Origin of the sequence: Desulfitobacterium nosdiversum (genome assembly GCF_049860565.1) — a bacterium.
Lineage (GTDB): Bacteria > Bacillota > Desulfitobacteriia > Desulfitobacteriales > Desulfitobacteriaceae > Desulfitobacterium_A > Desulfitobacterium_A nosdiversum.
In genome coordinates, this window is sequence record NZ_CP172056.1 from 234843 (window position 1) to 261400 (window position 26558).

The 26558-nt window shown below is 41.6% G+C and carries 29 protein-coding genes and 2 tRNA genes; 10 read left to right on the forward strand and 21 right to left on the reverse strand.

The window, feature by feature from the left end; translation table 11 throughout:
- Positions 1 to 2: 2 nt before the first annotated feature.
- The 4 genes from pfkB to ACHOLT_RS01185 all read right to left on the reverse strand — a co-directional run bounded on the left by pfkB (position 3) and on the right by ACHOLT_RS01185 (position 3720).
- On the reverse strand, positions 3 to 959 hold the full coding sequence (pfkB, locus tag ACHOLT_RS01170; RefSeq protein WP_425805227.1) for a 1-phosphofructokinase: 957 nt from the start codon (positions 957 to 959) through the stop codon (positions 3 to 5).
- 57 nt (positions 960 to 1016) lie between these two features.
- Complete coding sequence (locus ACHOLT_RS01175; RefSeq protein ID WP_425805228.1) at positions 1017 to 1772, reverse strand: DeoR/GlpR family DNA-binding transcription regulator; 756 nt, start codon at positions 1770 to 1772, stop codon at positions 1017 to 1019.
- 254 nt (positions 1773 to 2026) lie between these two features.
- Positions 2027 to 2908: an HPr(Ser) kinase/phosphatase gene (gene hprK / locus ACHOLT_RS01180; RefSeq protein WP_425805230.1), complete on the reverse strand. Its 882-nt coding sequence runs from the start codon at positions 2906 to 2908 to the stop codon at positions 2027 to 2029.
- Positions 2909 to 2943: 35 nt separating this feature from the next.
- The gene (locus ACHOLT_RS01185; RefSeq protein ID WP_425805231.1) at positions 2944 to 3720 is read right to left on the reverse strand and encodes a histidinol-phosphatase HisJ family protein; all 777 of its coding nucleotides are present in this window, start codon (positions 3718 to 3720) and stop codon (positions 2944 to 2946) included.
- Positions 3721 to 3898: 178 nt separating this feature from the next.
- Here ACHOLT_RS01185 and ACHOLT_RS01190 point away from each other — a divergent pair, with 178 nt between their 5' ends.
- Both ACHOLT_RS01190 and ACHOLT_RS01195 read left to right on the forward strand, forming a co-directional pair.
- On the forward strand, positions 3899 to 4216 hold the full coding sequence (locus ACHOLT_RS01190; RefSeq protein ID WP_425805233.1) for a hypothetical protein: 318 nt from the start codon (positions 3899 to 3901) through the stop codon (positions 4214 to 4216).
- Positions 4217 to 4346: 130 nt separating this feature from the next.
- On the forward strand, positions 4347 to 5612 hold the full coding sequence (locus ACHOLT_RS01195; protein ID WP_425805235.1) for a [Fe-Fe] hydrogenase large subunit C-terminal domain-containing protein: 1266 nt from the start codon (positions 4347 to 4349) through the stop codon (positions 5610 to 5612).
- 8 nt (positions 5613 to 5620) lie between these two features.
- Here ACHOLT_RS01195 and citF read toward each other — a convergent pair whose 3' ends face one another.
- The 3 genes from citF to citD are packed head-to-tail and all read right to left on the reverse strand — an operon-like array spanning position 5621 to position 8197.
- A complete protein-coding gene (gene citF, locus ACHOLT_RS01200) occupies positions 5621 to 7165 on the reverse strand; it encodes a citrate lyase subunit alpha (RefSeq protein WP_425805236.1) in 1545 nt (514 codons plus the stop codon).
- A 26-nt stretch (positions 7166 to 7191) separates the two neighbouring features.
- A complete protein-coding gene (locus ACHOLT_RS01205; protein WP_425805237.1) occupies positions 7192 to 7896 on the reverse strand; it encodes an HpcH/HpaI aldolase/citrate lyase family protein in 705 nt (234 codons plus the stop codon).
- Positions 7897 to 7909: 13 nt separating this feature from the next.
- Positions 7910 to 8197 carry a citrate lyase acyl carrier protein gene (gene citD / locus ACHOLT_RS01210; RefSeq protein ID WP_425805238.1) on the reverse strand — a complete coding sequence of 96 codons (288 nt, stop codon included), beginning with the start codon at positions 8195 to 8197 and terminating at the stop codon, positions 7910 to 7912.
- Positions 8198 to 8426: 229 nt separating this feature from the next.
- Between citD and ACHOLT_RS01215 the strand changes: the two genes are divergently transcribed.
- From ACHOLT_RS01215 to ACHOLT_RS01230, 4 genes are all read left to right on the forward strand, one after another.
- Positions 8427 to 8903: a DsrE/DsrF/DrsH-like family protein gene (locus ACHOLT_RS01215; RefSeq protein ID WP_425805240.1), complete on the forward strand. Its 477-nt coding sequence runs from the start codon at positions 8427 to 8429 to the stop codon at positions 8901 to 8903.
- A 310-nt stretch (positions 8904 to 9213) separates the two neighbouring features.
- Positions 9214 to 9288 (forward strand) — tRNA-Thr (locus ACHOLT_RS01220).
- 182 nt (positions 9289 to 9470) lie between these two features.
- Complete coding sequence (locus ACHOLT_RS01225; RefSeq protein ID WP_425805241.1) at positions 9471 to 11252, forward strand: cell wall-binding repeat-containing protein; 1782 nt, start codon at positions 9471 to 9473, stop codon at positions 11250 to 11252.
- Between the two features lie 76 nt (positions 11253 to 11328).
- Positions 11329 to 11403: transfer RNA gene (locus ACHOLT_RS01230), tRNA-Thr, on the forward strand.
- A 685-nt stretch (positions 11404 to 12088) separates the two neighbouring features.
- Here the strand turns inward: ACHOLT_RS01230 and ACHOLT_RS01235 are convergent.
- The 10 genes from ACHOLT_RS01235 to ACHOLT_RS01280 form a co-directional block, all read right to left on the reverse strand.
- Positions 12089 to 12334 (reverse strand): IS3 family transposase, encoded by a 246-nt coding sequence (locus ACHOLT_RS01235; RefSeq protein WP_425805242.1) that lies wholly within the window; start codon positions 12332 to 12334, stop codon positions 12089 to 12091.
- A gap of 64 nt (positions 12335 to 12398) precedes the next feature.
- Entirely contained in the window at positions 12399 to 13937 is a 1539-nt protein-coding gene (gene ltrA / locus ACHOLT_RS01240; RefSeq protein ID WP_425802489.1) for a group II intron reverse transcriptase/maturase, read from the reverse strand.
- Between the two features lie 529 nt (positions 13938 to 14466).
- Positions 14467 to 15072, reverse strand: a complete 606-nt coding sequence (locus tag ACHOLT_RS01245) for a DDE-type integrase/transposase/recombinase (protein ID WP_425805244.1) — start codon at positions 15070 to 15072, stop codon at positions 14467 to 14469.
- A gap of 41 nt (positions 15073 to 15113) precedes the next feature.
- Positions 15114 to 15794, reverse strand: coding sequence for a transposase (locus tag ACHOLT_RS01250; RefSeq protein ID WP_425805246.1), 681 nt, complete (start codon positions 15792 to 15794; stop codon positions 15114 to 15116).
- Positions 15795 to 15879: 85 nt separating this feature from the next.
- The gene (locus ACHOLT_RS01255) at positions 15880 to 16353 is read right to left on the reverse strand and encodes a hypothetical protein (protein ID WP_425805247.1); all 474 of its coding nucleotides are present in this window, start codon (positions 16351 to 16353) and stop codon (positions 15880 to 15882) included.
- A gap of 63 nt (positions 16354 to 16416) precedes the next feature.
- The gene (locus ACHOLT_RS01260) at positions 16417 to 17235 is read right to left on the reverse strand and encodes a DUF1906 domain-containing protein (protein ID WP_425805248.1); all 819 of its coding nucleotides are present in this window, start codon (positions 17233 to 17235) and stop codon (positions 16417 to 16419) included.
- A 20-nt stretch (positions 17236 to 17255) separates the two neighbouring features.
- Positions 17256 to 17504, reverse strand: coding sequence for a hemolysin XhlA family protein (locus tag ACHOLT_RS01265; RefSeq protein ID WP_425805250.1), 249 nt, complete (start codon positions 17502 to 17504; stop codon positions 17256 to 17258).
- Positions 17505 to 17810: 306 nt separating this feature from the next.
- Positions 17811 to 17945 carry an XkdX family protein gene (locus tag ACHOLT_RS01270; RefSeq protein WP_425805251.1) on the reverse strand — a complete coding sequence of 45 codons (135 nt, stop codon included), beginning with the start codon at positions 17943 to 17945 and terminating at the stop codon, positions 17811 to 17813.
- A 13-nt stretch (positions 17946 to 17958) separates the two neighbouring features.
- Positions 17959 to 18297: a hypothetical protein gene (locus ACHOLT_RS01275; RefSeq protein WP_425805253.1), complete on the reverse strand. Its 339-nt coding sequence runs from the start codon at positions 18295 to 18297 to the stop codon at positions 17959 to 17961.
- Positions 18297 to 21089 (reverse strand): phage tail protein, encoded by a 2793-nt coding sequence (locus ACHOLT_RS01280; protein ID WP_425805254.1) that lies wholly within the window; start codon positions 21087 to 21089, stop codon positions 18297 to 18299. Before ACHOLT_RS01280 ends, ACHOLT_RS01275 begins: the two co-directional genes overlap by 1 nt.
- 612 nt (positions 21090 to 21701) lie before the next feature.
- On the opposite strand from ACHOLT_RS01280, the gene ACHOLT_RS01285 reads away from it, so the two are divergent.
- Positions 21702 to 21881, forward strand: coding sequence for a hypothetical protein (locus tag ACHOLT_RS01285; protein ID WP_425805256.1), 180 nt, complete (start codon positions 21702 to 21704; stop codon positions 21879 to 21881).
- A 381-nt stretch (positions 21882 to 22262) separates the two neighbouring features.
- On the opposite strand, the gene ACHOLT_RS01290 is transcribed toward ACHOLT_RS01285, so the two are convergent.
- From ACHOLT_RS01290 to ACHOLT_RS01300, 3 genes are read right to left on the reverse strand one after another with little or no spacing between them, the layout of a single operon-like run.
- Complete coding sequence (locus ACHOLT_RS01290; RefSeq protein WP_425805257.1) at positions 22263 to 22418, reverse strand: hypothetical protein; 156 nt, start codon at positions 22416 to 22418, stop codon at positions 22263 to 22265.
- A 13-nt stretch (positions 22419 to 22431) separates the two neighbouring features.
- A complete protein-coding gene (locus ACHOLT_RS01295; RefSeq protein WP_425805258.1) occupies positions 22432 to 22623 on the reverse strand; it encodes a hypothetical protein in 192 nt (63 codons plus the stop codon).
- A gap of 14 nt (positions 22624 to 22637) precedes the next feature.
- A complete protein-coding gene (locus tag ACHOLT_RS01300; RefSeq protein ID WP_425805259.1) occupies positions 22638 to 22907 on the reverse strand; it encodes a hypothetical protein in 270 nt (89 codons plus the stop codon).
- A gap of 182 nt (positions 22908 to 23089) precedes the next feature.
- On the opposite strand from ACHOLT_RS01300, the gene ACHOLT_RS01305 reads away from it, so the two are divergent.
- The 3 genes from ACHOLT_RS01305 to ACHOLT_RS01315 all read left to right on the forward strand — a co-directional run bounded on the left by ACHOLT_RS01305 (position 23090) and on the right by ACHOLT_RS01315 (position 25341).
- Entirely contained in the window at positions 23090 to 23479 is a 390-nt protein-coding gene (locus tag ACHOLT_RS01305) for a helix-turn-helix domain-containing protein (RefSeq protein WP_425805260.1), read from the forward strand.
- A gap of 76 nt (positions 23480 to 23555) precedes the next feature.
- Positions 23556 to 23972 (forward strand): ImmA/IrrE family metallo-endopeptidase, encoded by a 417-nt coding sequence (locus ACHOLT_RS01310; protein ID WP_425805262.1) that lies wholly within the window; start codon positions 23556 to 23558, stop codon positions 23970 to 23972.
- A 298-nt stretch (positions 23973 to 24270) separates the two neighbouring features.
- The gene (locus ACHOLT_RS01315; protein WP_425805263.1) at positions 24271 to 25341 is read left to right on the forward strand and encodes an AAA family ATPase; all 1071 of its coding nucleotides are present in this window, start codon (positions 24271 to 24273) and stop codon (positions 25339 to 25341) included.
- Positions 25342 to 25389: 48 nt separating this feature from the next.
- Here ACHOLT_RS01315 and ACHOLT_RS01320 read toward each other — a convergent pair whose 3' ends face one another.
- Positions 25390 to 26391 (reverse strand): 4Fe-4S binding protein, encoded by a 1002-nt coding sequence (locus ACHOLT_RS01320; RefSeq protein WP_425805264.1) that lies wholly within the window; start codon positions 26389 to 26391, stop codon positions 25390 to 25392.
- Between the last annotated feature and the right edge of the window lie 167 nt (positions 26392 to 26558).

Genomic DNA, 26558 nt, shown 5'->3' on the forward strand with positions numbered 1-26558 from the left:
GCTTACACCTTCACTTCCTTAATTATTACATGAGGTAAAAGTTTCTCCACATCTCTCAGCGTACCCGCTTGGGTACCCGGTTTGGCTACGGAAGCTGCAGCAACAGCCGTTGCCCAACGGGCCTGTTCCTCAAGAGGCATCCCTTTAGCCTCTCCAAACACCAGTCCTGCAACAAGAGCGTCTCCGGCTCCAACCGTGCTGCCAATCTGGACATCAGGCGGGGTAACGATGAGTCCTTTTGACCCGTCTGCCACCAAAGCTCCTTTTTCCCCTAAAGAAACGATCACTTTGTTAATCCCCTCAGCTATCAACGTATTTATAGCACCTAAAATATCCCTCTCATGTTCCATGGAATAACCCATCAATTGCTCCAATTCATAGACATTCGGTTTGATGGCAAAGGGTTTTGCCTTGATGCCTTCTTCTAAAGCTCCTCCGCTTGTATCCAGAAAAACCTTACAGTGATACTGCTTCAATACTTCAATAAATTCTCGGTATATCCCTATAGTTGCCCCTTCGGGCAAGCTTCCCGATAAAACGAAAATTTGAGATTCTTCTGCCAGCTGCTCCATCTTGCATTCCAGCTTTTCTAAATCCGAGGCCGAGTATTTTATTCCCGGAAAATTGATCTCAGTCACTTGTTTGTTGCTTTCGTCAACGATTTTTGTATTGATCCTATTGGCTCCATCAACTCTGATAAACTGATCATGAATCTGATGGGTTTGGAAGTATTCCTCAAAAATTCTTGAATTTTCGCGTCCCAAAAAACCTGTAACCGTGACCTCTTGATCTAAACTCTTAATAACCTTTGCAACATTAACACCTTTTCCAGCAGGGTCTAGGCGTTCTTTACCGACACGATTAACCTGACCTATATTAAATTGAGAAAAATACATCGTTTGATCTAAGGCCGGATTTAGCGTTACGGTTACAATTCTCGCCTGCTTTAGCATGTTCATGAATTCATCCCTTCATTGTTTCTGTATTTTTACCTCCGGCACATCGTTCTATTCGAATCAATTTGCAATTTGTACTTGAACATACTGGCTGAGTCCTTTAACTTCAGATTCCTCTAAACCATCATCCGTGAGTAATAGATTGATTTCATCCAGGCTGCAAATCTTGCACATTGACTTTTCCCAAATCTTAGAATGATCCATCACTAAAATAACTTCTTTGCCTGCCCGCACCATATGGCTTTTGGTTTCCGCTTCAATAAGATTAGGGGTAGTTACACCTAACTCTGGATCAACCGCATTAGCTGCTAAAAATACTTTGTCAAAATGAAGCCGGCCGAGCATTTCATTGGTTAAATAACCAACCAGAGAACGAATTGATTTTCTTAAACTCCCTCCCAGGACGATCACTTCAACACTTGAATCATCGCTAAAGACCTGTGCAACATCCATGCTGTTTGTAGCGATGGTTATTGCCTTTCCCCGCAAGGCAAGAGCGATTTGCAGCGTCGTTGTTCCACTGTCTAAAAAGACCGATTCTCCGTCCTTAACGAGTTCCGCCGCCGCCCTGGCTATTTTTTGTTTTTCGTCAAAATTGCGAACTTCCTTTTCTTGATAACTCAACTCAAAACTGGATTGAACTGAAATAGCTCCACCATGGGTTCTTTGAATAACTCCTCCATTTTCCAGTTCCTGAAGATCACGACGTATTGTTGATTCTGAAACTCCAAACCGTTGGCTTAAATCCCCTACCTTAACAGGTTTTCCTGATTCAATGAGGTTCAAAATCTCGTTTCTCCGTTCTTCTGCAAACATTTTCTACCACCTGTCCTTTATGCATTATCGTTTATGCTCAAGTAATAATTTGATATGCTCATTTATGAATGTTTATGATCGTTTGTGATAATTATAATCAAGAAGTTAATTCTATTCAAGTACATTTCACTATTTTCTAAAAACTTCTAATTTTAATCGATTATAAATGCTTTCCAATATAAAAAAGAATGTCTCCCTTATCTGTCCGTAACGAATCAGATGAATGGAGACATCCCCAATATTGATAAGCTTAATTAAAGAGAAAAATGGTTTAAATCTAGTTTTCTCAGCCTACTCTGCATTACAGCCACTTCAATGATCGAAGCAAGATTCCGTCCCGGACGAACGGGAACCGTGATCTCAGGAATGGATATCCCCAATATCTCACGTACTGAGGAAGAATCCATTCCTAACCGATCATAAAATTTGTCTTCCTTCCATTCCTCCAAGCGGACAATTAAGTGGATTTCTTTTTCATCCCGGACTGCTCCCGCTCCAAATAATGTCGTGACATCCATAATTCCTAAGCCGCGGACCTCCAACAAGTGTCGAATACGAATAGGAGAATTACCTCGCAGGTTTTCTTCATCGACCCTGCGAACCTCAACTGCATCGTCCGCCACTAACAAATGTCCGCTTTTAATCAGCTCTAAAGCAGTCTCACTCTTGCCGATGCCACTCTCACCCGTAATCAAAACGCCAACACCATAAACATCAACCAAAACCCCATGCACAAGGGTAGACGGAGCTAAACGATTTGTAAGATAGCGAATGAGCAAATAAAAGAGCTGAGTCGTCGACTGATGGGTTATAAGTAAAGGAATGTTTCGTTCATTGGCTAAATCGATGATTTCTTCCGGAACAGCTAATCCGCGTGTTACTATAACACACGGCACTCGCTCAACGATCACTTGAGCAATATTCTCCCGACGTTTCGCTGGTTCAAGTTGCTGGATTAATCCCATTTCCGTCCGCCCATAGACTTGAATCCGTTCTGGAGTTAAATAGGTTAAAAATCCAACCAGTTCTGCACTCGGGCGCTTAAGACTAAAATCAGTTATTTCTTTATCGAGTCCATCTTGTCCAGCAAGAATCTTAAAATCAAAATCTTTAACCAATTGGCTCACTGTAAGCATTGTTATCAATCCTTTGATTTAATCCTGTTAAACGGTTAGCAATGGACAAAAATCGGTTTCCGTTTTTCAAAAAGGCAATAATAGCGATAACCGGAATCACGAAGAGCTTCGAATCCTTCTTTCATCACCTGCATCGTCCGAACATGATGCGCATCCGAACCTAATGTGATAATTTCTCCTCCCAATTCCTGATAAAGGCGAAGAATTCGGAAATCCAAGTCGATAAGAGGGACCCGCATATTTAGTTCGATTCCTTTACCCTGCATAATCAACTCTTGAAGAAGATCTCTGATAATTTCATCGTAATCGCTCCACACAAAGTCTGATACATTTACACCTAATTGCTTAAAGAAACGTTTAAACAAGGTGATATGTCCTAATACAGAGAAATCGGAAATCTTAATTCGCTCAAGAAGGGCTTGAAAATATTCGTGAATTGCAATTCGAATTTCTTTGCCCTTAAAAAAATCACCATTAAATAGATCAAGCTCCTCTACGCGGTGCATTGATCCGATTAAAAAGTCGAATTCCTTGTCTTTTAAATAAGTTTCAATCTGCGGTTGAGCTCTTTTATCAAAACCTACCTCTAAGCCTGATTTAATGGTTAATTGGTTGTTAAACTTCTGCCGGACCTTCTCTATCGAACGCTGATAATCTGCGTAATTAATCCAATAATTATCGGCAAATTCAAGATGGTCTGTAAAACAAAGTTCGGAAACGCCAAGTTCGATCGCCTTAGAACAGGCTTCTTCCATTGTCTGCATACCGTCTAAAGAAAACCGGGAATGTAAATGATAATCTGCTATCTTCATCTATCTGCCTCCTCCTGATATTATAGCAAGATTTACGGCTTAACTTCAAATTCGGGCTGTATCTTTATTAACAGAATCTTAGAACTTTGATCAAATCAAAGTTTTTAATTTCTAAAAGTTGTATAATAAATTCATGAGTCACTCTAAATATAATTCTAAAATCTAGAAGGCGATTAAAATGAGCATTTTTGAAATCATTATGTTAATTTGTTTTGGTGCTGCATGGCCCTTTTCCATTTACAAATCGTACAAATCTTTTTCAATTGAAGGTAAAAGTCTATTATTCCTAATCGTGATCTTGGTGGGCTATATCGCAGGTATTTTAAACAAGATTTACTATCATTACGATGGCGTTATTTATTTGTATCTATTAAACCTTGTCATGGTTATCGCGGATCTTATCCTTTATTTCCGCAACAAAAGAGTTGCTGCGCTGAATTCAAATTCTGAGGATTTATTATCTGAAAAGATTCGGAACATCGGAGCTGCCAAATAGAATTTGCAAAAACTTAGAGAGTCTTCCTTAGTAGGCTATAAAACTACAGGAAGGCTCTCTTTTTTACGCTTAATCTTATAGAGAAGCTGGGCATACTAGGTACCAACGGCTGATGTTGGAGGGATTTTAATTGAAGAATACAACCTACGAGCAAATTTTCAATCGGTTAGTTAAAGCATCTTACAACGGTAATCTTAAACAAGAAATTGAAGCAATTCAGGCCAACGGTGATGCGACAACTCAAAAATATATCTATTATGCGATGGGAAACGGCGACCCGGATAAAGTGGTTTTTCAGCTGGACGAGGATACTTCAAAGGCGGGTCATCACCCTGAGGCATCCTGTCTCTTTGATGATATTGTCCGCGATATGGAAGGCAAGGTCGTTATTCAAGATCGGAACTGTGCCGAATGCGGTCATTTTATTGACACCTGTTCTTACCACAACCTTATCGATAAAAAAGAGTTTATTCCCCTCATTGATATTCTAAAGAAAAGGGAAGTTCCTGTTTTTGCGATTGTCGCTCCCGCTATTATCGGTCAGTTTGGTGAAAAAGTAACGATGGGACAGCTTCGCTCTGCCTTTAAACATCTTGGCTTTTTTGGAATGATTGAGGTTGCTTTATTTGCCGATATTCTAAGCCTTAAGGAAGCGCTGGAATTTGACCGAGCCGTCCATACTCAAGACGATTTTGTTTTAACCAGCTGCTGCTGCCCTGTTTGGGTCGGCATGGTCAAACGAGTTTATCATACATTGATTCCCCACATTATGCCTTCTGTATCCCCCATGGTAGCTTGTGGCCGAGGAATCAAACGGCTTCATCCTGATGCGAAGATTGTTTTTATCGGTCCCTGCATTGCCAAAAAAGCTGAGGCTAAAGAAGCGGATATCCGCGACGCAGTGGATGCTGTACTTACCTTTGAAGAGGTAAAACAGATCTTTAACGCGACTGGAATTAACCCCGAAGAAATGGAAGATATCCCAAGTGAGCACTCTTCCACAGGCGGTCGTATTTATGCACGCATAGGCGGGGTGAGTAAGGCCATCTCTGACACCTTAGATCAGCTTAGACCTCATAAACCGATTAAAATCAACGCCGTCCAAGCCAATGGAATTCAGGAATGCAAAGAACTCCTGCGCTCTATTAGCAACGGCGAAATCACCGCCAACTTTTATGAAGGAATGGGCTGCAAAGGAGGATGTGTCGGCGGGCCTAAGGCACTTCTAACACCTGAAATCGGTGCAATTCACGTTAATGCCTATGGCCTTACTGCAAATGCCCCAACACCCGTAAATAATCCTTATGTTATGGAACTCTTAAATACTCTCGGAATTCAGGATGTAGACAGCCTTCTCGAAGGAGAATCCGCTCAAATTTTTCAGAGGAAGTTTTAAACAGTAACTTAATCCGGAACCTTCCTCACGACGTCAATTACAGTTCCATCGCGGTATTCGACAACTGCCACGACTTGATCGCCGAATTGTATTGGTTCCGGCTTGCCGGTCAGCCTTTCTGCTAAGTTCTTAAGCTCCTCGATCGTCATAACCGGCAAGTCAGTGCCTTTTAGCTTTTCGAGAAGATCCGTTCTTTGCGGATGGATGGCAATACCCCGTTCCGTTACAAGCACATCAATCGATTCACCCGGTGTGGTCACCGTGGTTACCTTATCTTTAACAACAGGTAGACGCCCTTTGGTTAAATTCGTAACAACAATTGCGATTTTTGAACCGGCCGCGGCATCATTATGACCGCCTGATCCTCCAATAATTATCCCATCAGATCCCGTTACAACATTGACATTAAAATCGGTATCGATCTCGGTTGCACCTAATATCATAATATCCAGGTTATTGACCACAGCTCCCTTATTATGCGGATTAGCATAAAGCGAGCTGCTCATCCTTTGATGCTTGATATTATCCCGAATCGATGCCACAGCTTTAAGATCAAAACACTGCACATCAAAAAGAGCGCGAAAAAGTCCGTCATTGAGCATATCCACCATATACCCGGTGATTCCCCCTGAAGCAAAGCTTCCAACAACCCCTTTTTGCTCCATATACTTTCGGACTTCTGCGGCTACGGCCAGGGAAGTACCGCCTGCCCCTGTCTGAAAAGACATCTCGTCTTTTATATATCCTGTCTCCTCAAGAACACGAGCCGCAAGCTTTGCAATATGCAAACTCACAGGATCCTTGGTTACTGTCAGCGTCCCGGAAACAATTCCGCTGGGGTCCCCAATCGAATCCACATTAACAACATAATCGACGAAATCTTGAGAGATCTCAATAGGACAAGCCGGATAACGGACAAGGTTATCCGTCACCGCAACAACATAATCCGCATACTGAGCATCAGACATCGCATAGGCTAAGGTTCCGCAGGCAGCTTTCCCGTAAGCGCCGTTCATATTTCCATAAGCATCTGCTGTTGGGGCGGCAATAAAAGCAACATCGATATGCAGATCCCCGCTCTCAATCGCCCTGGGACGCCCGCCATGACTCATCAGAACGGCTGGTTTTTTCAAGAATCCTTTAGAAATCGCCTTTGCTACCGCCCCCGGAGCAATGTAATCTGTTTGAATTCCCGTGACTACACCGCTTTTAATGTATTCCGCCAGCGGATCATGAATCGGGAAGAGACTTGATGCGGCAACAGTTATATCCTTTATCCCCCTTCTTGCAATAGCGTCCATAACTAGATTTAAAACAAAGTCTCCGTTTCTTAAGTGATGATGAAAAGAAATCGTCATGCCATCCTGAATTTGGACTTTATCCAAAACCTCTTCGATCGTTGATAAAAGCTTTTTTATCCCAGGCTTTATAGGGTGCAACTTAACATTTCCCCGACTTTGCTCACCAAAATTGGCAAAAGCCCCACGAAACATTTTCACCGGGCCATAACCTTCGATGTATTCCGGAATTTCCCGTCCAACACTATTTTTCATGCCTTTTACCTCGCTTCCATCGCAAACTACGCAAAAACGTGATTGATTATTTCGATTTGGCGGCCATTGATGGCTGCTTTTCCGGTAAAGCCTAGATTTCGGGCTTTGCGTGCATCCTTCAGCAACCCTTCTTCATCATTACTCTCGGTAAAAACAGTATCAAAACTGTTAAGGCCGGCTGCACGGCAAGCAATGGCGACTTTACTTCTGGCATAGAGGATTTCATCCCCTTCCTGGGTTCGAGTCATCCCCAGCTCTTTCGCCAGACCATCGGCATTGAAAAATGCTCCCACGATACGCGAAGAAACACTAAGAATTGAGGAAATTCCGTCCAGCGCTTTAACCGTTTCAATCACAGGGATCAGTTTGATTCCTCCTGACTCAAGCGCCCCTTCCTTTTCTGCCAGCGCAAGCATGATTTCAACGTCTTGAAGCTGTTCTACACTTGCTTGGGGAATCAGAAACGCTTCAGGTTTTACACGTGAAATTACCTCTATATCCTTAGTGCCAAAACCGGATTTTAAGGTATTGATACGAACGGCAAGTTTAACCTTTTCATAATCCAAAAATCGAATGGCTTCACGAACAAGCAAACGCGCGCTATCTTTGTCTTCATCTTTCACTTCATCCGCTAAATCAAGCACAAGGAGGCCAGGATTAAAAACTGCTGCATCTTGAAGCCGTTTCGGGCTATTTCCCGAAACAAGGAGCATACTTCTATTCAAGCTCATCTTCATTTCCCCTTCACTCTCCTTCAGGCTGTATTAAAGCCCTCTCAATTGCGGATTGGACTCTTGCCCGATAGGTGTAATCTAAAGCTCCTTTATCCTGTGCTTTGATTATGATATCCTCTACACCGAGTTTTTCGACAGTTTCGCGAATCACCTTTTCTATTTGCCCGCCAAATTGTTTTTTAATGACAGGTTTAGTATCCAGTTCGACCTTTATTCCTCCTTCAGGATTAGATGATACCGTAACAAGAACATCGCCTGATTCTAAAGCCCCCGCCTGTGCGGTCTTTATAATTTTCATGCAGTGAGCCTCCTAAACCTAATCTAACCTTAAGTAACTCATTCTTAATCTTAGTTTAACCATCCACCCTACTATTAAAATTACGTCTTACTTCTATAAACCCTGCTTTTCTAAACATAAAATTTAAAAATACTAAGAAAAAATCAATTACTGCATACTTTCTCCAAACTAAGAAAAAATACAAATGACAGAAGCTAGAATCTAAATAATAGCATTCAGGAGGTTAACAATGAGCAATAAAATGAGTTTGCTGGTTTTCAGCGGTGAATATGATAAAGCATTAGCTGCCTTAATTCTTGCCAATACCGGTCGAGAAATGGGAATGGACGTTACGATGTTTTTCACGTTTTGGGGACTTATGCTTGTTCGTGATCCGGAAAAGCTGTCCCTTGAGGATAAAACACTCTTTGAGCAGATGTTCAGCCTCGTTACTCCTCGAGGAGTAGAAGCCTTACCTTTATCAAAAATGAATCTTGCCGGATTAGGTAAATATATGCTTCAAGAAATGATGGACGGCGAAAAAACTCCCAGCCTAACTGATTTCCTGAATGGAGCACGAAAGAAGGGGGTTAAATTCTACGGTTGTAAACTTGCTGTTGACGTTATGGGTTTTAAAGAAGAAGAACTCTTACCTGAAGTAGAAGTCATTACCGCTAAACAATATCTGGAAGACGCAATGGATTCCCAAATTCAGCTCTTTATATAGAGTACTTAGCATTAAAAAGACAAAAAAGAATCCCCACGTCTGGGGATTCTTTGCGCAAGTCTGAAAGATCTAAGCGTCTAGATTTTATTGGACTAGATTGCTTATCTTCCTGACTCTTACAAAAAAGTAACACGTAGCATGTCCAAAGTCAATGTTTTCAACAAATATAGACACCAAAAACCATAATTACAATCAAATTTTAGGGCAAAAATAGAAAAAAGAGCCCTAATTTTAGGGAACAAAGGTGAGAATGGAATTTATCTGTTGACTTTGAAAGTTAAATACAGTACAATAATTCTCGTCTCAAAATGCCGATGTGGCTCAGAGGTAGAGCAGCTCACTCGTAATGAGCAGGTCGTCGGTTCGATTCCGACCATCGGCTCCATTCAATTTAATTCATGAATTAGTACATCTAAGCCATTCCGTATCAATAATTTAAACCTGCTTAGGCAGAAAATTGTTGATAAGGAATGGCTTTCGTTTTTACCATTAAGTTCATAATGAATTGATAACCGCTCTCCTTTATGATTAAACAGTACTATATCATGGAAGGGGAATTATCACTAAATGCAGCAAACCTTTAAAAAAATGGTTGCACCCATCATCATGACCACCGTTCTTCTTGGAACCGTTTGGACAAGCCCTGTTCTCGCTGAGGAAACCCCTATGTCTAATTTAGTAAAAGAATTTTCCGAGCTCAAATTCAGTGAATTATCTAAGGATCCTGCAACTCGGCTGGGAGGAAGCGATCGTTATGAAACCGCTGTGAAAATCTCTCAAGCAGGTTGGGCTGATGGTTCAAGCGATTATGCAATCTTATCTGCAGGTATGAATGATAACCTCGTGGATTCGCTCACTGCTGCACCCCTTGCCCACTTAAAGAAGGCTCCGATCCTCCTGACAGAGGGCGATGCTCTTAATTCTTTTACCGAGCGGGAGCTGAAACGGTTAGCCGTAAAAACGGTTTATGTTACAAGTGGTACAGGAGTTATTAAACAGCCTGTTCTCGATAAGCTCAATGAGATGAACATTCAGATTGTGCCCCTCGGTGGTCTTGACCGCTTTGAAACCGCTCTCAATATTGCAAAAGAATTAGGTAGCTTTAACCAAGTTATTGTAAGCACTGCCTATAATAATGCAGATGCCTTATCCGCAGCAGCGATTGCTGCAAATCAAGGCATTCCAATTGTTCTTTCGAATATTGCTCAAATTCCCCAAAACGTCGCGGACTATCTAAGCACGAAACAAATCAGTAAATCCTATGTGCTTGGTGGTACCGGAGCCCTAAGTTCTGCCGTCGAGCAGGCTCTCCCGAATCCAACGCGGTTAGGAGGGGCTGACCGTTTTGAGACCAATGTCAAAATTATTGAAGCCTTTGCAGGAGTAATTCAAGACACAAAATTATATGTAGCCAGCGGCAATGATCTAAATCTTGTCGATGCTCTAGCAGGTTCATCCCTTGCAGCTCAAACTGCTTCCGCCATCATTCTTATTGACAATCAGAAGCTTCCAGTCGGAACTCGGGATTTCATTAAGAAAAACATCTTCCCGCTTGTCCCCGCAGATTTAGTTGCGCTTGGCGGTATATCCATTGTTCCTGACCAAGTCCTCGAGGATATGTCTTTCACGGCTGTTTACGCACAAGACGGCATGTCCGCAGGTTCTGGTCAAGACAACGCTCCGGAAAATGTGAATAATAATGTTGTTGTAAACGGAAACCAAGTCACGGTGAACGGCCTTAATACACCCTACAATGTGTATGTTGAAGGCAATAACATTACTCTTAAGAATGTAACGGCTGGAGCCCTGATTCTTAATCCTGGAGCTCAAGGCAAAGTAAGACTGGAAAACGTTCAAGCAGAAAATGTCTTGGTTCTATCAGGTGCCCCTGATGGTATTCAGATTTCAGACAGTAAATTTTCGCTGCTAGCCGTAGAAAGTACGAGTCAAGTGGGTTTAACCGTAACAGGAACAACCAGCATTGAAAACACAGTTGCAAGTTCTGTTGCTACGCTTGATGCTTCTGGGGGAAGTTTTGGAAGAATTATCATCTCAAAGCTCGCAAATACTGAACCCACTATTGTACTTCAAGGCGATTTTGATCAGGAAATTGCGATTATGGACGGCACAGTCACCAACGAAAGCCCGAATCGGATTTCAACGATATATGTAATCCCCAAGACTACTGGCCAAAATATTGAAATTAAAGGAAACTATAACCTTGTTATCGTAGCTGCACCGGCTAAGCTCACCTTTAACGAAGGATCAGCTATTAAAATCATTGCAAATACGCAAGCTGATTTAACAGCGGTCAGTGCTCCTGTCGAAGAAGGAATTATACGTCAATAACTAAATAGCTGATTACTCTTAACAAAATAAACAGCTTATGTTATACTACCTAAGTTAAATATGCTAATGTTTAACTGCCGATGTGGCTCAGAGGTAGAGCAGCTCACTCGTAATGAGCAGGTCGTCGGTTCGATTCCGACCATCGGCTCCATCAGGACGTAGACCCCACAAGTAATTGCGGGGTTTTTGCTTTTATGGAGAAATGCCTAAAAATGCAAATCGTTGCCCATTCGTCCCACAAACTAACCACGCATTACAATCCCCCCATAAAACGACTCATTATTATAGAAGGATTTTTTAAACGTACATGGAATGTTTTTCCTTGGTGATGCATAATTTAATGCAATTGCAAATGAAAAAGGAATTGAAATAAAGGGCCTTACGGTTGATAACTTATACCCAAGAGGCTAATATTTTGAAATGTCTAAGGCCTCCATAAATTGGAGGTCTCTTTTTATTTTGTTTTTGTCATATTGTTGAGTTTTCTATGTAATCATTTACCACAAATCTAACCTTAATCAAATACTTACAGCATGTGTCACTAGGTAACACAAGAAGGGAGGACAAAAGAAAAACTGGCCATTAGCTGTAAGATCTTTCACAAGTGAATATTTAATTAGCCGTCAATCGTCGTAACGTCTCACCGTCAACCTAACTTTTTGGTCCCCACCCGCATAGCAGGTGGTTTATTGTTTCGCTTCGCTCAACAGGCTAAAGCCCATAATTAAGGCCCCCGGTTCATTTCTGGTGTGCACCCCGTCAAGACCCGTCAAGAGGACAGTGAAATAATAGAAAATTTCGGATTACTGTCTGCCTCAAATGGCAGGCAGTAATTTTTATGCGGCTTTCAGATAATGGTCGTGGAATTGCATGGGTGTCATAACAGACAATCTTCTCTGCAGTCGACCATTGTTGTAGTAGGCAATGTAGTTTGAAATGGCCTGTATCAGTTTTTCACGATCTGTAAACTTGTAGCCGTAATACCTCTCACGTTTCAAAATGCCCCAGAAGCCTTCCATCGGGCCGTTATCAATACAATGCGCAACGCGGGACATGCTTTGCTTCATTCCTGCATGGTTCAATTTCTGCAAAAAGGCACAGCTTGTGTAATCGACTAAAGAAAAGGGATTACTCCCTTTCCCTCGTCTAAGAACCGTACGTGAGAGTTTCCCGCTCATACGGCTCAAGCATTTCTTTACCATTTCTGGCGGCAATCAGTGAGGCTAGTTTCATTTTTCTCTTTGTAAAGTATTCTTCGTCTATAAAGGGATTTTGAGATATCTTTAATTTAGGGTGACGGACGATATCTATCCTTCTTAGATTGATGAGACTGTATTCATCCGTCATGAACAGCCATCTCTTCCCATTCTTTTCGTGCCAATATTTGTTTAGTCGCCACCATTTATTTTTGTTGGGGTGGCGATGTTTTGCCCATTGTTGCAAGAGAAGATAGAGAGTGTTATTGATGTAAGAAAAAGTTTGACTTGCCACGACATGTCTATGATAGTTAGTCCACCCTCTAATGATTTGATTAAGCCTTCGAATTATTTCAGACTGACTCGCCGCTTTGCCTTCTTTCAGAATGATAGTAGCGCATTTCCGTGTCAGGGCTTTGATGGAATTCTTTGATGGTTTGACAATCAATTTTCCTTTAAACTTTCGAAATGTCCAGCCAAGAAAGTCGAAGCCGTCATCTATATGCGTAATCATTGTTTTCTCTTCGGATAGAGTTAGCCCGCGATTTTCTAGGAATTGACTAACAGTTTCTTTCAGTTCTTCTGCTATTTCTTTTGTATTTGCGGTAATGATAAAGTCATCAGCGTATCGCACCAGATTTACTTTGGTTTTGGCCCGATAGTGATTTTCTATTTTACCCTTTGAATTTCGATGGTATTTGTCTTGAATTAACTTTTCAAGACCATCTAACGTTATGTTTGCATATAGGCTTGAGATGGCTCCTCCTTGTGGTGAACCTGTGTTTGTAGGAAATAAGTTGCCCTCGTATATGAACCCTGATTTTAGAAATTGCTTCATTACTTTTTTGTCCATCGGAATATTCTGTTGTAGCCAGCCATGGTTGATGTTGTCAAAACATCCTTTGATGTCTCCTTCTAATATCCATGTCGGAGAACATTGCCTAGCTAGTACGCAAAATATCTGTTCACAGGCATCTTTAGTGCTTCTTCCTTTACGAAAACCAAAAGATGTAGTGTCGCCTGTAGTTTCAGCTACGGGTTCGAGTGCTAGCGCATAGAGTGTTTGCATGGCCCTATCATACATAGTGGGGATTCCCAACGGTCGTTTCTTGTTCTTGCCTTTCTTTTCAATGAAGACTCGCCTAAGGGGTTTTGCTTTGTAGTGTTTATCCGTAAGTGCTAATACAGCCTTCATCTTTGAAGCTGCAGTTGACCATAGTTTTTTGTCTACCCCAGAGGTGTTCTTTCCCTTATTCGAGGTTACTTTCTTTACAGCCTGAGCTTTGGCATAGAATGAGTGTGTTAGTAAGTACTGTAATCTTTTGACTTTGTTTTTGTCGCCCTTCACTGTTGCCTTGGCAATTCTGGTTTGTAGCCTATTAACTTCATTTTGCACCTGCATCCAATCAATGGACTCCCATTGACTGGCAAGTGTGTTTCTGTCTTTTAGTCTCTCGGTTTTATCCGTCGTTGAATTACTAAAATTCATAAGTTTACCTTCCGTCTCTGCCAAGAAATACCATAGGATAAGTCAGCACTCTTTCGAGTTAGGGCAAAGTTTGAACCCCTATCTTCTTTCATTACAAAAGTAGCGTTTGCTTTTTATCCTTTTCTTCTGCCCTCTATGCCGTTTCTTTCCCTTGCGGTTGGATACCTCATTCTTGTGAGGAGCATATAGGGTTTACCAAGTTCCGCATGATACATAATTGTGAAAGCCTTAGGAGCCACCTTTAAACCGGGAGTTCTTCATCCATTCGCATTGGTTTATCAGTTCGCCTTTGCTCGACTCCTTACCATTTTGGTCGAAGCGTTTCAGCCTATTTCGCTTCCTCCAGCGTAACGATTCCTACAGTGATTCACTTTACGTTCTCCATAGCTTTCTTACTCTAGCAGTTATCCCAGCTTTAGGCTACTCGGACTTCCACATTGTCTTGTGAGCTTTCTAACCCAGACGTTACCATCTACGCTAGTCACAATAGAGTTACCCCGAATGGATGGGGTAGCCTTTAGGCAATATATCATGCGACTTCTTGTCGCACTTGAAAGCCTCTGTCACTGTGGAACAACGGATGGGCATCTGGTTCCTGAGCTACTACTGCGTCAAAGGTATCGAAAGCCAGACGATTGTCATTACAGTTGCTGATTTTATACGCAACGATCCTTCGGTCATACAAATCCAGAATTGCACTCAGGTAGACTTTACGGATTTCAGGGCCAATGTAATATTTGAACTCCGTTACATCCGTCAGCCATTTTCTATTGGGCGCATCCGCGTGAAATTGACGATTCAAGTAATTTCTCGCAACGTGCTCCGGTGAAGATGAGCTCCTAGTACAGCCTTTGGGGCGGCTCTTGACCGTGGATTGGATATGTAGTATCCGATCTATGCGCAAGACTCGCTTGTCGTTCACATGAATATTATGGTATACGTCTAGCTCGTCCCGAATCCTGCGGTATCCCATATCAGGATGTGCCTTGTGTATCTGTTCAACACTGTTGGCAATTCTTTCGTTTTCTTGCTCATGCTTGCTTTTAGGGCAATTCAGCCATTTATAGTAAGCAGAATGGGCAATATACAGAAAGCGGCACAGTTTCCAAACAGGAAACGAATATTCTTCGGACAATGCCTTAATTGACTCATACTCACACTGGTGACGTACGAGACTCAGTATCGCCTCCTTTCCAATTCCTTCACTTTTTTTAGCAGAGCATTCTCCATTTCAAGATCATAATTCTCCCGTTCCAGTTGGGCGACACGATCCCGCAATTTTTCTTCAGGTGTCCGACTCGGCAGTGTTCCCGCCCGGTGACCGCGGCGGTCTTCTAATCCCGTTTCTCCCATTTCACGGTATTTCTTCGTCCAGGTATAAACCTGTTGATATGAAACTCGGTATTTTAAAGCGGTTCCGCCATAGTCATTTCTATTAGCTATGCACTCTCTTACGATTTGCAGCCGTTCTTCCGATGTTGTAACCCGACCTTTCGTCATGGAACTTCCCCCTGTTCGTGTTTTGAAGTCTTCATGACGATTATACGCCTTCAACCAATTTCTGAGTTGAGTGTGCGACTTGATTTTATACTTTTCACAGATTTCTTGCAGACTTCCTTTCCCACTCAGATAATCCAGTACGGCTTCTGTCTTCGTTTCTCTGGAATATTTCCTATTGTGCTCCTGTGGTAAAAAAGCGGCTGCACCTTCACTCTTATAACGGCTGGCCCATTCTGTGATTGTCCTATGGTCTACACCGATCTGGCGACCTGCATCACAACAGCCGATTTCGCCCCGTAGATACTGTTCGATAATCTTTAATTTTTCTTGTGGTGCAATTTTCCCCTTTTGTGGCATAGCAATACCCCCAGATAAAACAGCAATTTATTTTTTTACTGTCCTATCTGGGGGTAGCACTGCCGAAGCAGAGGGCGTTGTTGTATTAGGAAGCTTGAGTTTGAGTATTAGTTGTTGTTTGAAGTGCCTCCGTAGAACCTGCATGCGGTTCATCTTTTGTAGTAGTTTCACTTATCACTACCTTTTGAGGAATTACTGCTTGAGCATTCGCATCAGGCACCTGCGATTGAGTAATCATTTCTGTAGATGCTATTTGAGCATTTGTGTTCGGTTCAGCGCTCGTACTTGTCCGGCTTAAATCATGCATCCCAGCCGCCGAGATTGCAATCAGAAATGAGTTGAGAACCGCTAGGCCAATGGTCTCTACGACGAAATGTTCATCAACGTACAGTACAAAAAGCTGAATAACAAGTGCAAAGCCAACGGCTAAGAGACGTACCCACCAATCATTTAAGTGCTGTTTGATTGGTTCTTTGAAGAATTGGACCAGGAGATAAGTTGCCGCTACTAATCCGGCGAAGCTCCCGAGATAAGATGTTGTAAATAAATCACTAGGCATTATAATTCCTCCTTTAAAATAACTGAGCAGGCCGTTATTGGTCTGCTTTTCTTACTTATTTGTCTATAAGTTTAAAACTGCTTGCATGGTTTCAATCCGACCTGTTCCAGGTCCTCCACTGACTAAGATGGCTCTTTCTATCGGTTTAGTTGTTCCTCCAACCATGTAAACATTTTTTGCGCAATCATAATGCTCTGGCTTAACCGTATCAATGTGAGCAAGCAAAGCCCCTAATTTCCAGGCAAGAAGCTTCGCCGCTCCGTCGTCATTATCACCGTATACAACTAGGTTTTCAAACATCTTTTTTACCTCCCACAATCCAGCATCACCAGTAATTGCGTCTTGATCCACAACTACACCCCGAATAGTAATATCATTACTCCATTGGTAAATATGCGCTGAGAACTCTTGACCTCTTGACCATGCATAGGTTTGAAAATACTTGTCCGGGGGATACGGTGAACCGCTTAAAGCTTCCATGACTTGATACGATCCGTAGGCTCCAACGAGATATTTACCGCTTAACCCATCCCTAACCCCGCGGAAGTATTCTTGGATTGCCCCCATATCTCCAGGCTGTGCGTCATAGTCAACGGTGAAATAGATGCAAATACCATTGGGCGCATCTAATGCTTCAGCTTTGGCTATTGCACTTTGGACATCAGAAATGCCTTTATCATAACTGAAGTATCCTGCGTAGGTCGGATTAGTCTCGTAAATTAGAAACAGGCCAAGCTTCGCTTCATGAATGACCTTTACCTCATCAGTGGTGAGGCCTTTCCACGAGTTGCCCAGATATCGGCCTACCGCATCAATCCCAGCTGATTTAAGATTAGATGCAGTTGTGAAATTCAGTTTAGTTGCGCAATCGATTCCATTCATTTGATTTCTTCTCTCCTTTCCTACTTAAATACAACTATAGCTCCAACTGCAGCCGCAATAATGGCTCCAGCAAATGCGCGCCAGAGCCATGTGTTGTTAGCTTCAAGTTTATCTATTCTATGTGTATTAGACTTTGATCGCTCCTCAGTTTTAGTCGCTTTATCTTCGACTGCATCCACCCTTTCGCGGATATCATTCTGAGCATCGATCTTTGTCTCTACCCTCACTAAGCGCTCACGGATATCAACGAGAACTTCTTGTTCACCCAAATAATCCAACTTCCTCCTTTTGTATAAATAAGCCCTAGCGCCCCACTGCCATCACCTTCTGCAGATTTCTAGCGTAAACTTAGGGCATAAAATAAACGCCTTGAAAATCAAGACGTTTATTCTATTTATTATCTAACATAACTAAACAATGAAAGTCCAATTCTTGCAATCACGACAAAACCTAAAACACTAATAATCCCCAGCATATCGATCACTCCTTACTGTATTAAGAAAAATAATCTATATCATATGCAGTTAAACGATTATTAGTGCATAGGTTTTTGCGCAAAATGGGTCTATTATGCACTAAGCTACATAAGTCTCACCTGTGATCTCAAAATACTGCTCAGCAGTTATCACATTCTTAACCACCGCTACTTTTACCATCTGCTTATTCCATAAGCCACGATCATAATTCTTTTTAATCATTTCAAAAGTCATTGTTTAAACCCTCCTATAAAGCTAATAGATTTTGAAATTCCATAGCCGCCGCCATACGTTCTTCTGCTGTTGGGTCAGGTACTGGTGGATTTTCCTCAAAATAGGCAATAGCATCCAAAACTTCTTGATCAGTCATATTATCCGTAAGTGCTAACCCGTATTGAGTTTTATAGTGCTCTTTTGTCTGACTGAACTCCATAAACACTCCTAAAGATATTGGGGCATCACCTATAATGTACTTCATACCTTGTACTGCTGATGCCGGGTATCTTTCTTTTACTTGATCTGCCGTAAGGACCTCACCAACTGGCGTAATTAAGCTATCTGTGCCATTCCAAATCTTGTACTTCATTACGAAACAACTCCTTTTTTATATTTTATATATCCCGTTATTGGATTAGTTACCGTTACCGATGTCATATTAGACGATGTTGTAATATCACCACTACCGAAATTATATATACTCCCTGCAATAGGTATCTGCAACTTTGTAGCAAATGCATAAGCATCAACAACGGCTGATGGTGAACCTGTTGACCAGCTCCATCCACCACCAAAGATCGCGTATTTGCCTACCGATGCAGCGGCTAAACTTTGTCCTCTATCTACGCTTAACGATGGCGCATTTGTATGAACCAAAGAAGAATCATAAGCATCAATTATCGAGGAACTTGTTGAACCACCAATATCATAACCACCACCGAATAGAGCATAATTAGTATTAAGTTTTGTTGCACCCATTTGATACCTTTTAGACGACAATGACGGTGCTATTGAGCGAGTTAAAGAGTTATTATAAGCATCTACATCATCTTTAGCATCAGTATATCCGTCTGCACCTCCTGCAAAAAGAGCATAACTTCCAACACTTGCGGCAGACAAATCACCTCTCGCAACGCTTAGTGTCGTAGGCGTGGAACGTGTCAATGATGCGTTAAAAGCATCTGTAACAGCACTTCCAGCATAGCTTGTGGTATACCCTCCAGAGAATATAGCATAACTAGTTGTATTCGTAGCTGCTAAATTACTTCTAATGACACTTAATGCTGTAGGATTAGTACGAGTTAATGATGTATCATAAGTATCAATAACCCCACTAAATACTGTAGATGAAGTATTTCCTCCTCCGAACAAAGCATAATTTCCTATCGAAGTAGCCGCCAGATTATTTCTTCCAGCGCTTAATGCTGTAGGTGTTGTACGAGTTAATGATGTGTCATAAGCATCTACAGTTGCCATATATCCACTCCCACCGCCAAACAACGCGTAATTCCCAATTGAAGTAGCTGCCAAACGTGATCTTGATGTGCTAAGAACGGTAGGTGTTGTTCTAACAAGAGACGTATCATAAGCATCTACAATTGCATTATCAGTTCCGCTGTAGCCACCCCCAAACAGAGCATAATTTCCTATTGATGTGGCCGCTAATAATTCCCTACCAAACCCCAAACTAGTTGCTGTAGAGCGATTAAATGCAGTATCACTTGTTACTGCATTATAGTTTGAAAAATCTACTCTTAAAAATCCACCTCCTTCACCCTGTAATATAAAAGATATACCATTATATCGAAAAGTATATATATTTCCGGCAGCTAGATCACCGGGTAAAAATGCACTACCATCTGCTTTAAGCAGATTAATTGCACCTAAAATATTTACATTTAAAGTTGACGCACCCGTATTAGTTGCCTCAATTTTAATTGCCACACACATACCTTCTGTATATGCAGTTGAAGCTGGAGAAAGAGTTACGGTGTATGTGTTTGTTCCTGATGTTACTCCGTATCCTGGTTGGCGTACATAGTCGGACATATGAGTATTTAGTGCTTTAGGTGTGAGTGCCGTTGTTTCACTTCCATCGACTATTGTTTGAAGCTCAACGTGACCAGTTTGTGCTAATGTCGTATTATCCGCCAAATGTTCATTTAGATTTGATTGTATTGAATCCGCTTTTGCTTGGGCCCCTTCAGGTGTTTCAGCTCCGATCGACACTGGAGTTATCGGATCTGCTCCTCCATAAGCGTGAGATGATGCATGTGCAGAGGGAGCATAGGTTGCAGGCATAGAATGAACATGATCTGCCCTAGCGGCTTCAATACTATTTCCAGCCGTTCCTACCGTCCCAGCACTTTCGGATGAAGGAGTTTCATTCGATAACGGTGTATTTGTAGCGCCAGAAGTAATGCTATCAAGTTTAGTTTTATCTGTAGAACTAAATAGTCCATCAGTAGTTTCTGTTGCTACAGGAATAGCGTCAGAACCTCCCGTAACGTGAGTAGATTCGTGTGCAGAAGGCTTATAGCTTGCAGGCATCGGATGAACATGGTCCGCTCTTGCAGCTTCGGTACTTGTACCAGCCGCTCCCGCATTCCCTTCTGTTTCTGCTGCAGGAGTTGATGTCGAAAAAACGACACCCAATGTCTGACCATTTGTTTGGGATGTAGAGGTTAGCCCTTCGCCAGGTGTTACATATGTTCCACCATTAACAGCAGTATAGGCCGGATCAGTCGTTGATACAGCTACTGGAATACCTGTTGGAGCCGCAGAAACCTCAACGATACCAGGTTGAGTCGTTGTAGCATTAGGTGGTAAATGATTATCCACATACTGCTTTGTTGCAGCACCTAACGCCTGATCTGGATCGCCCGAAAGAATCAATAGACCGACCATTGTAGCTCCAGTTAAGGGAACATAGGTAAGACTTGGGTCAATCAGAGCAGTCACATTTACTGCATTGGAGATGAACACTTCAATCTCAAGTGAGGCTTTGAATTGCTTTGTATTGATCGCAGGTACAAAAATCTCATGTCCAGCCAAATTGTTATAGCAGTATAAAATTTCGCCAAGGTCAGGGTCTTGCGCGAAAATACCTATTTCACGCCAGTAAAAACCTGTATTTAAGCCTTCGTTTGATAAAACAGTGCTAATCGTTGCATTGCTTGATCCACCAATATTAATCTCTGATATATTGAGACTCATGATTTGATCAATCAACTGAGTAAACAGCGTCGGATCCTGACCGCTTAAATTGCCATCACCCACCGCAACTCTAGTAAATTTCAGTTGAGTACCCGTTTGTGCCTTTTCTAAAAGATTCAGACCTTGTTGAGTAATAACCATACCTTGAAAACCATTAATGCCCATCGTTTTTCACTCCTTAATTTATGCTAATATTTTGTATTAATCTAAACAGCGCTAATTAACTATGTCTCCGCATGCCGCTGTCCAAAGAGCCGCGGAAAAGCCTTTACTATTTCTAGATAAAATCACCCCCCTCATCTAAGTATCTTGGGCAAAGCCATAAAAGATCTAAAATACTAAGATTCTCCTTCAAAATCAAATTATTTTCTTCGCCTTTTGTGCCCGATTTTTGCCATTTTCCAAACCTTACGGACTCCTTTATAGACAATTTTATTTCTACTATCTAAATCCTTAAGGTTCCTATGGATTACTGACATACTGGTTACCCCCACTTTGTCCACATATTTTCCACAGATTTATCCACAGTTAATGTCAATTTCTCTCTTCAAGGCTTAACCTCCCATAGTCACTTTTACGGATATATCCCACCTTCAACATATCTCCTGGCTTGGTTATAATAACTTCTATCAGAACAATGACATTTGTGCTTACTCTTTTAATCTTTTCATCTCGAAATTTTGGGCTTCAGTCCTAGTTAGATAAGACTAACGACATCTACCCTTATTGGGTTTTTTCTTATAAACTTGAGAAAAACTGAAAGGATGAGATAGAGTAATGCGTTTTGTTGTAAGCAAGGCAGGCACACTTCAAACAGCTCAACTAATGTCAGAAAAAGTATATCCTTCGGTTATTAGTGAATGCGCAACTAGAAAAATGACTCCCGAAGATTGGGAAAAATATGGGCCTTTAAATCCAATTAAGCATAAGGAAATGCATAAATCGGGAAAAGTTTAAGAGATCTTATCTAACACCCGGCCGTCAAATTTGCGGTCGGTTTTCTTTTTCATTGGTTCTTACATCTTTTCATCCACATCCCCGGCGTTTCCCATGGGAGTTGTCTCACCATGAGATATACTTTGACACTAGGGCCAAAGCCTCACATTGTAATAAGCTCATGCTTCTTGCGCTCTTTTTAATTTGTGGTACCTACGAGGACCGTTTTTAGCTCGATCTTCGCGAGTCTGCAACATTTTGATCTCTTGCTCCTGAAACCTAAACCGACAATCCCCAAGTTGTATAAGGTATTCCGCACCATTCCGGTACTTAACAAAGCCTTTCCCGAGCGAAGTTTGAACAAAATCTCCTGGTTCGAAGGTATGCTGTCTCATGCGATCCTCACCTTGCTTTCCTGTTCCCCATATCGATCACGTCGATCTGTTGAGGGAATCTCGCTTTCATCCGGGGGATCGCGATCTCTACACAACGTTGACAAGCCTTTGGCATAATCGGTCGGCTTTCTTCCACTGCGTTACGAGTTTGTTGATCTAACATTCACGCCCCTCCCTTATATCACGATATCTTCATTATTATCAAATACTGGAATACAAAGTTCATGAGCTAAAGCGTTGGCTCTTTCGGTTGCTGCGTTAGTGCCGTCTCCTATAATTTCCGCTAAGACTTTACCATCCCCAGGCTCTTGACTGATGTCGATACGCTCGCCGTTTTGTGTGTTGACCTTTTGGCTCGAATCGGGCAAACTAACATCTGTAATTACATCGCCTCTTTTTTAGCAGGTCTGTTGTTGGGTATTTTTATCACCACTCCAGCCGAAAAAAAGAGGTCGTCGAAACTATACCCATCGCAGATCCTAAGTGCTCCCTCTATAAACTTTCTTCCTGAAGCTTGCTTGCCTTTGAGAACTCTGAGCAAATGCGAACGGTCAATGCCCATATCTCTTGCTGCAGACGTAATGTTCAAGTGTTTCTCATTAAGAATCTTAAGAAAGGATCTGGTATTAAGGGCTAGTTTATTCTTCATCATTTACCTCCTTTCATTGTTGATTATTTTCCCCGCCGGACTCATTATTGCATTTATGGTGATAAAAGTCAACGACTATTGTTGATTATTTTCAACGGATTATTAAATACTTTTGTTGCAAAAAATCAACACCAATATTACTATTGACTTTAGAGTATATGTTTAGAAAACGAGGTGAATAAAGCGTGGAATTTGGTGAATATCTGAGGAATTTGATTGAGAATCGAGGCTATTCATACAGAAAGCTAGCAATGCTCGCCGATATTGACCATACGTATATTTCAAAAATCGTAAATGGCAAAATGGGACCACCATCACCGGATATACTTCAAAAGATGGCAAAACCGCTCGGCATATCCTATGAAGAACTTATGAAAGCCGCAGGCTATCTTGATAAAGATAAAAATAAAGACTTCTGGACCCGCGAAAACGAACCCTCACCCCAAGAACTAGAGGAACTTCTAAAAAACAGTAACGTACAATTCGACGGAGCTCCTCTCGATGAAGCTGATAAGGAAGAAATCCTTGAATTTCTCCGCTTTGCCTGGCATAAACTCCGCAGTAAAAAAAAGTAGCTACTCCATTGTTAGAATGGAAGTAGCTACTTTCATATACTGAACTATCGACAGAAATAGACATAAGGTGAGAAATATGGATTATATTCGTCAATCGGTTGAGAGTTTAATGGCAAAGTATAGAACCAATGATCCTTACCAGCTCGCTAAAGAAATGGATATTGAGGTTATACCCTATTCGTTTTCGCATATCAAAGGTCTTGTTATCAATATGTACGGCAAAATCATTATTGCTCTCAATTCCAATCATCCTGAAATCTTGCAAAGGGCAGCACTCGCTCACGAATTAGGCCATTTTACTCTCTCTCCTACCGGGGTAGGCTATTTCTTTCTTAGCGACCATACCTTAATGGAATCAAAGGTCGAATATGAAGCTAACCGATTTATGGTGGAACTTCTGGCTGGCGAAGAAGAGCCAAACATCAACGAGACAATTGGACAATTTGCTACGCGGCTGGGAATACCAAGGGAAATGATTCGGCTTATAAAGTAATGTGGCCGAGAGTAGGCATAACTTGGAATGAGCCGGTCGTCAATTCGATTCCGACCATCGGCTCCAGTAATTTCAGAGCTTTTAAAGCTATCTTTTATACCAATATGAAGATAGTCCTCGCAGGATTATATGATCCTCGGGACTATCTTTTTTCCTTTTTAATACTCTCCAAATCTAGCACTATACAATTTAGATCTACTGAATAGAAACCAGATATACCTCGACTTAAAATAAAAAGGGATATGCTTATTTCTGTCGAAAATACTAAAAAAGGCCGACTTGGGGGTGAACACTCACAGTGATACAACCGGGGCAATATCTCCAATTTACGACAAACTCTCCCCTTTATCAAGATACATACAAAGCTCAAGTTCAGGCTGTCTTTCCTGATCGCATAGAGCTTCTCCTTCCCTTGTATCACGGCTATCTTCTTTTACTAACAGTTGGTACGGAAATCCGTTGGTTATCCCCCGGGCTGGAACACTGTGTTTCAACCATCCTGTCCAGAGCAACCCAAAGTTGGAGCACTACTCTGCCTCAAGCCGCTTCTGCAACTCATGCTGCTAAAGTCGTTGCCGTAGGAAGTGGTAAAGGGGGCGTGGGCAAAACAACCTTCTCCATTAATTTAGGTCTGGCACTAAGTCAATTAGGCCATCGCGTCATTCTCCTCGATGCAGATCTCGGCATGGCTAACATTGATGTACTTCTTGGACTTGAGGGCTCTTTAAACCTCAGCCATGTCATTGCCGGGACGCATTCTTTAAAAGAAATACTTCAAAAAGGCCCAGGTGGACTCCAGGTTCTGGCTGGCTCCAGCGGTATTAGCAGTTTAACCCAGTTGGACTCTATCAAATTTAATCGTCTATCAGCTGGCTTTCGAGATTTGGAATCAGACTGTGATATCTTAATATTGGATACAGGAGCTGGAATTTCAGAATTAGTTATTAAGTTCCTTAGCGTGGCTGATGAACTTATTCTTCTCTCTAATCCGGAACCCCATGCTCTAATGGATGCTTATTCCTTATTAAAAGTCCTTGCCAATCAGAATCCGGAAATTCGGCCCCATATTGTCATGAATCGCTGCGAATCAGAATCTGAGGCACGGAAGAGCACCCGTACGCTCATGGACGCCTTAAAGCATTTTTTAAATTTGGATCCTATTGACTTGGGCTGGCTCCCTGTTGATCCATGGATTCCCCGTTCTCTTAAAGAACGCTTTCCTCTCTTTCTATCTCATCCAAATATCGATTTTTCCCGTCATATCCTCCGAATGGCCCAAACTATCGGGGGAAAAACATCTCAACCTGTACCTAACGAAGGAATCCTGTCTTTTTGGGATAAACTTCGAAAGCGCATAGGGATACAGTAAAAAAGGACGCTTAAGCCACCTGCTTAACGTCCTTTTTTTAAACCTCTCTCAGAAGTGATTAAACTGTTCCGCAAAAGGAATTAACTTTTTATATACTTCAGTGGAAATTCCATTCTCCCAGTGACCACTTAACTTAGCTGCTCCAATAAAGGCAATCCAAAAAATGATAACCCCAAGAGCTAATCTCCTTTGCGACCAGAAAAAAAAGGGTCTCGGAGGATCAAACTTTAAGGCGTTACGTACAGGGCACTGCTCAATACAATTTAAACACCCTGAGCACTCTGGAGACGATACGTTTAGCGATTTGTCCACTTCAATACGATTCGGACAAGCAATAGAACATTTTTTACAGGATATACACAAGTCAGGATTCCTTCGTATCTTCCAAGGACTTACCATACTCAATAATCCAAGCAGTGCTCCATAGGGACATAGATATCGGCACCAAAAATTCTTAATAAGAATGGAAAGAATTATCAATCCAGCGATGACACTTATTCCAATCCCAGAAATATTCTTGAAAAAGTTAAGCATTTTGACATCTGCAATGATATTATAAGGAGTTTGTAAAAAGGCATAAGCTGCTGCCCCATCCATCAAAACGAAAATAAAAAAGATAAAGAACGCGAGAATAAAGTATTTAAGAGAACGAAGAAAATAATCGAGCCAACGTGGAACGGTGAAATTTCTACCAAAAACTTTCTGACCTAAAAGTGCGAGCCCTTCAGACAACGTGCCGAATGGACAAATCCAGGAGCAGAATACTCTTTTCCATAAAATCGAAAGGCTTATCGCCGCTAAAAAGATCATAAGACCTGCTGGATGAATCTGGTCAAAGACCCCGTTAGCTATCCAAGATTTTAACGCAACTAAAGCACTAATGGGTAGAAATGCCTCCACTCCAGCAGGTCTTGACGTGATCTGCTGTGCATCTGCCCCAGAAACGCTATTAACGAAACGAATAAACTGAACTCCGATCATTATACATAGAATGGCAAAGATCAATTGGCAGATTCTCCGCCAAAGATAAACATTTTTTCCCTTTAGCATGACTTCCCCTTTCGCCGCCCTGTTTCAAATTGATTCTTGAGGTATTTGCATATATACATACTATACTTTAAAAAAGCATAAAAACGTGACCCCAATCACATTGCATATAGAAGCGATTATTAATTATAAAATTTTTTAACAATATGTGACTTGAAACACAGTTTAAT

Bases quoted from the DNA above. Each gene is read 5' to 3' on its own strand.
- ACHOLT_RS01225 (WP_425805241.1), top strand. From the start codon at position 9,471: ATGCAGCAAACCTTTAAAAAAATGGTTGCACCCATCATCATGACCACC.
- ACHOLT_RS01260 (WP_425805248.1), bottom strand. From the start codon at position 17,235: ATGAATGGAATCGATTGCGCAACTAAACTGAATTTCACAACTGCATCT.
- ACHOLT_RS01280 (WP_425805254.1), bottom strand. From the start codon at position 21,089: ATGGGCATTAATGGTTTTCAAGGTATGGTTATTACTCAACAAGGTCTG.
- hprK (WP_425805230.1), bottom strand. From the start codon at position 2,908: ATGCTTACAGTGAGCCAATTGGTTAAAGATTTTGATTTTAAGATTCTT.
- ACHOLT_RS01275 (WP_425805253.1), bottom strand. From the start codon at position 18,297: ATGAAGTACAAGATTTGGAATGGCACAGATAGCTTAATTACGCCAGTT.
- ACHOLT_RS01300 (WP_425805259.1), bottom strand. From the start codon at position 22,907: ATGATGAAGAATAAACTAGCCCTTAATACCAGATCCTTTCTTAAGATT.
- ACHOLT_RS01215 (WP_425805240.1), top strand. From the start codon at position 8,427: ATGAGCAATAAAATGAGTTTGCTGGTTTTCAGCGGTGAATATGATAAA.
- ACHOLT_RS01320 (WP_425805264.1), bottom strand. From the start codon at position 26,391: ATGCTAAAGGGAAAAAATGTTTATCTTTGGCGGAGAATCTGCCAATTG.
- ACHOLT_RS01310 (WP_425805262.1), top strand. From the start codon at position 23,556: ATGGATTATATTCGTCAATCGGTTGAGAGTTTAATGGCAAAGTATAGA.
- ACHOLT_RS01175 (WP_425805228.1), bottom strand. From the start codon at position 1,772: ATGTTTGCAGAAGAACGGAGAAACGAGATTTTGAACCTCATTGAATCA.
- ltrA (WP_425802489.1), bottom strand. From the start codon at position 13,937: ATGAATTTTAGTAATTCAACGACGGATAAAACCGAGAGACTAAAAGAC.
- citD (WP_425805238.1), bottom strand. From the start codon at position 8,197: ATGAAAATTATAAAGACCGCACAGGCGGGGGCTTTAGAATCAGGCGAT.
- ACHOLT_RS01290 (WP_425805257.1), bottom strand. From the start codon at position 22,418: ATGTTAGATCAACAAACTCGTAACGCAGTGGAAGAAAGCCGACCGATT.
- ACHOLT_RS01205 (WP_425805237.1), bottom strand. From the start codon at position 7,896: ATGAGCTTGAATAGAAGTATGCTCCTTGTTTCGGGAAATAGCCCGAAA.
- ACHOLT_RS01185 (WP_425805231.1), bottom strand. From the start codon at position 3,720: ATGAAGATAGCAGATTATCATTTACATTCCCGGTTTTCTTTAGACGGT.
- ACHOLT_RS01190 (WP_425805233.1), top strand. From the start codon at position 3,899: ATGAGCATTTTTGAAATCATTATGTTAATTTGTTTTGGTGCTGCATGG.
- citF (WP_425805236.1), bottom strand. From the start codon at position 7,165: ATGAAAAATAGTGTTGGACGGGAAATTCCGGAATACATCGAAGGTTAT.
- ACHOLT_RS01255 (WP_425805247.1), bottom strand. From the start codon at position 16,353: ATGCCTAGTGATTTATTTACAACATCTTATCTCGGGAGCTTCGCCGGA.
- ACHOLT_RS01250 (WP_425805246.1), bottom strand. From the start codon at position 15,794: ATGCCACAAAAGGGGAAAATTGCACCACAAGAAAAATTAAAGATTATC.
- pfkB (WP_425805227.1), bottom strand. From the start codon at position 959: ATGAACATGCTAAAGCAGGCGAGAATTGTAACCGTAACGCTAAATCCG.
- ACHOLT_RS01270 (WP_425805251.1), bottom strand. From the start codon at position 17,945: ATGACTTTTGAAATGATTAAAAAGAATTATGATCGTGGCTTATGGAAT.
- ACHOLT_RS01285 (WP_425805256.1), top strand. From the start codon at position 21,702: ATGCGTTTTGTTGTAAGCAAGGCAGGCACACTTCAAACAGCTCAACTA.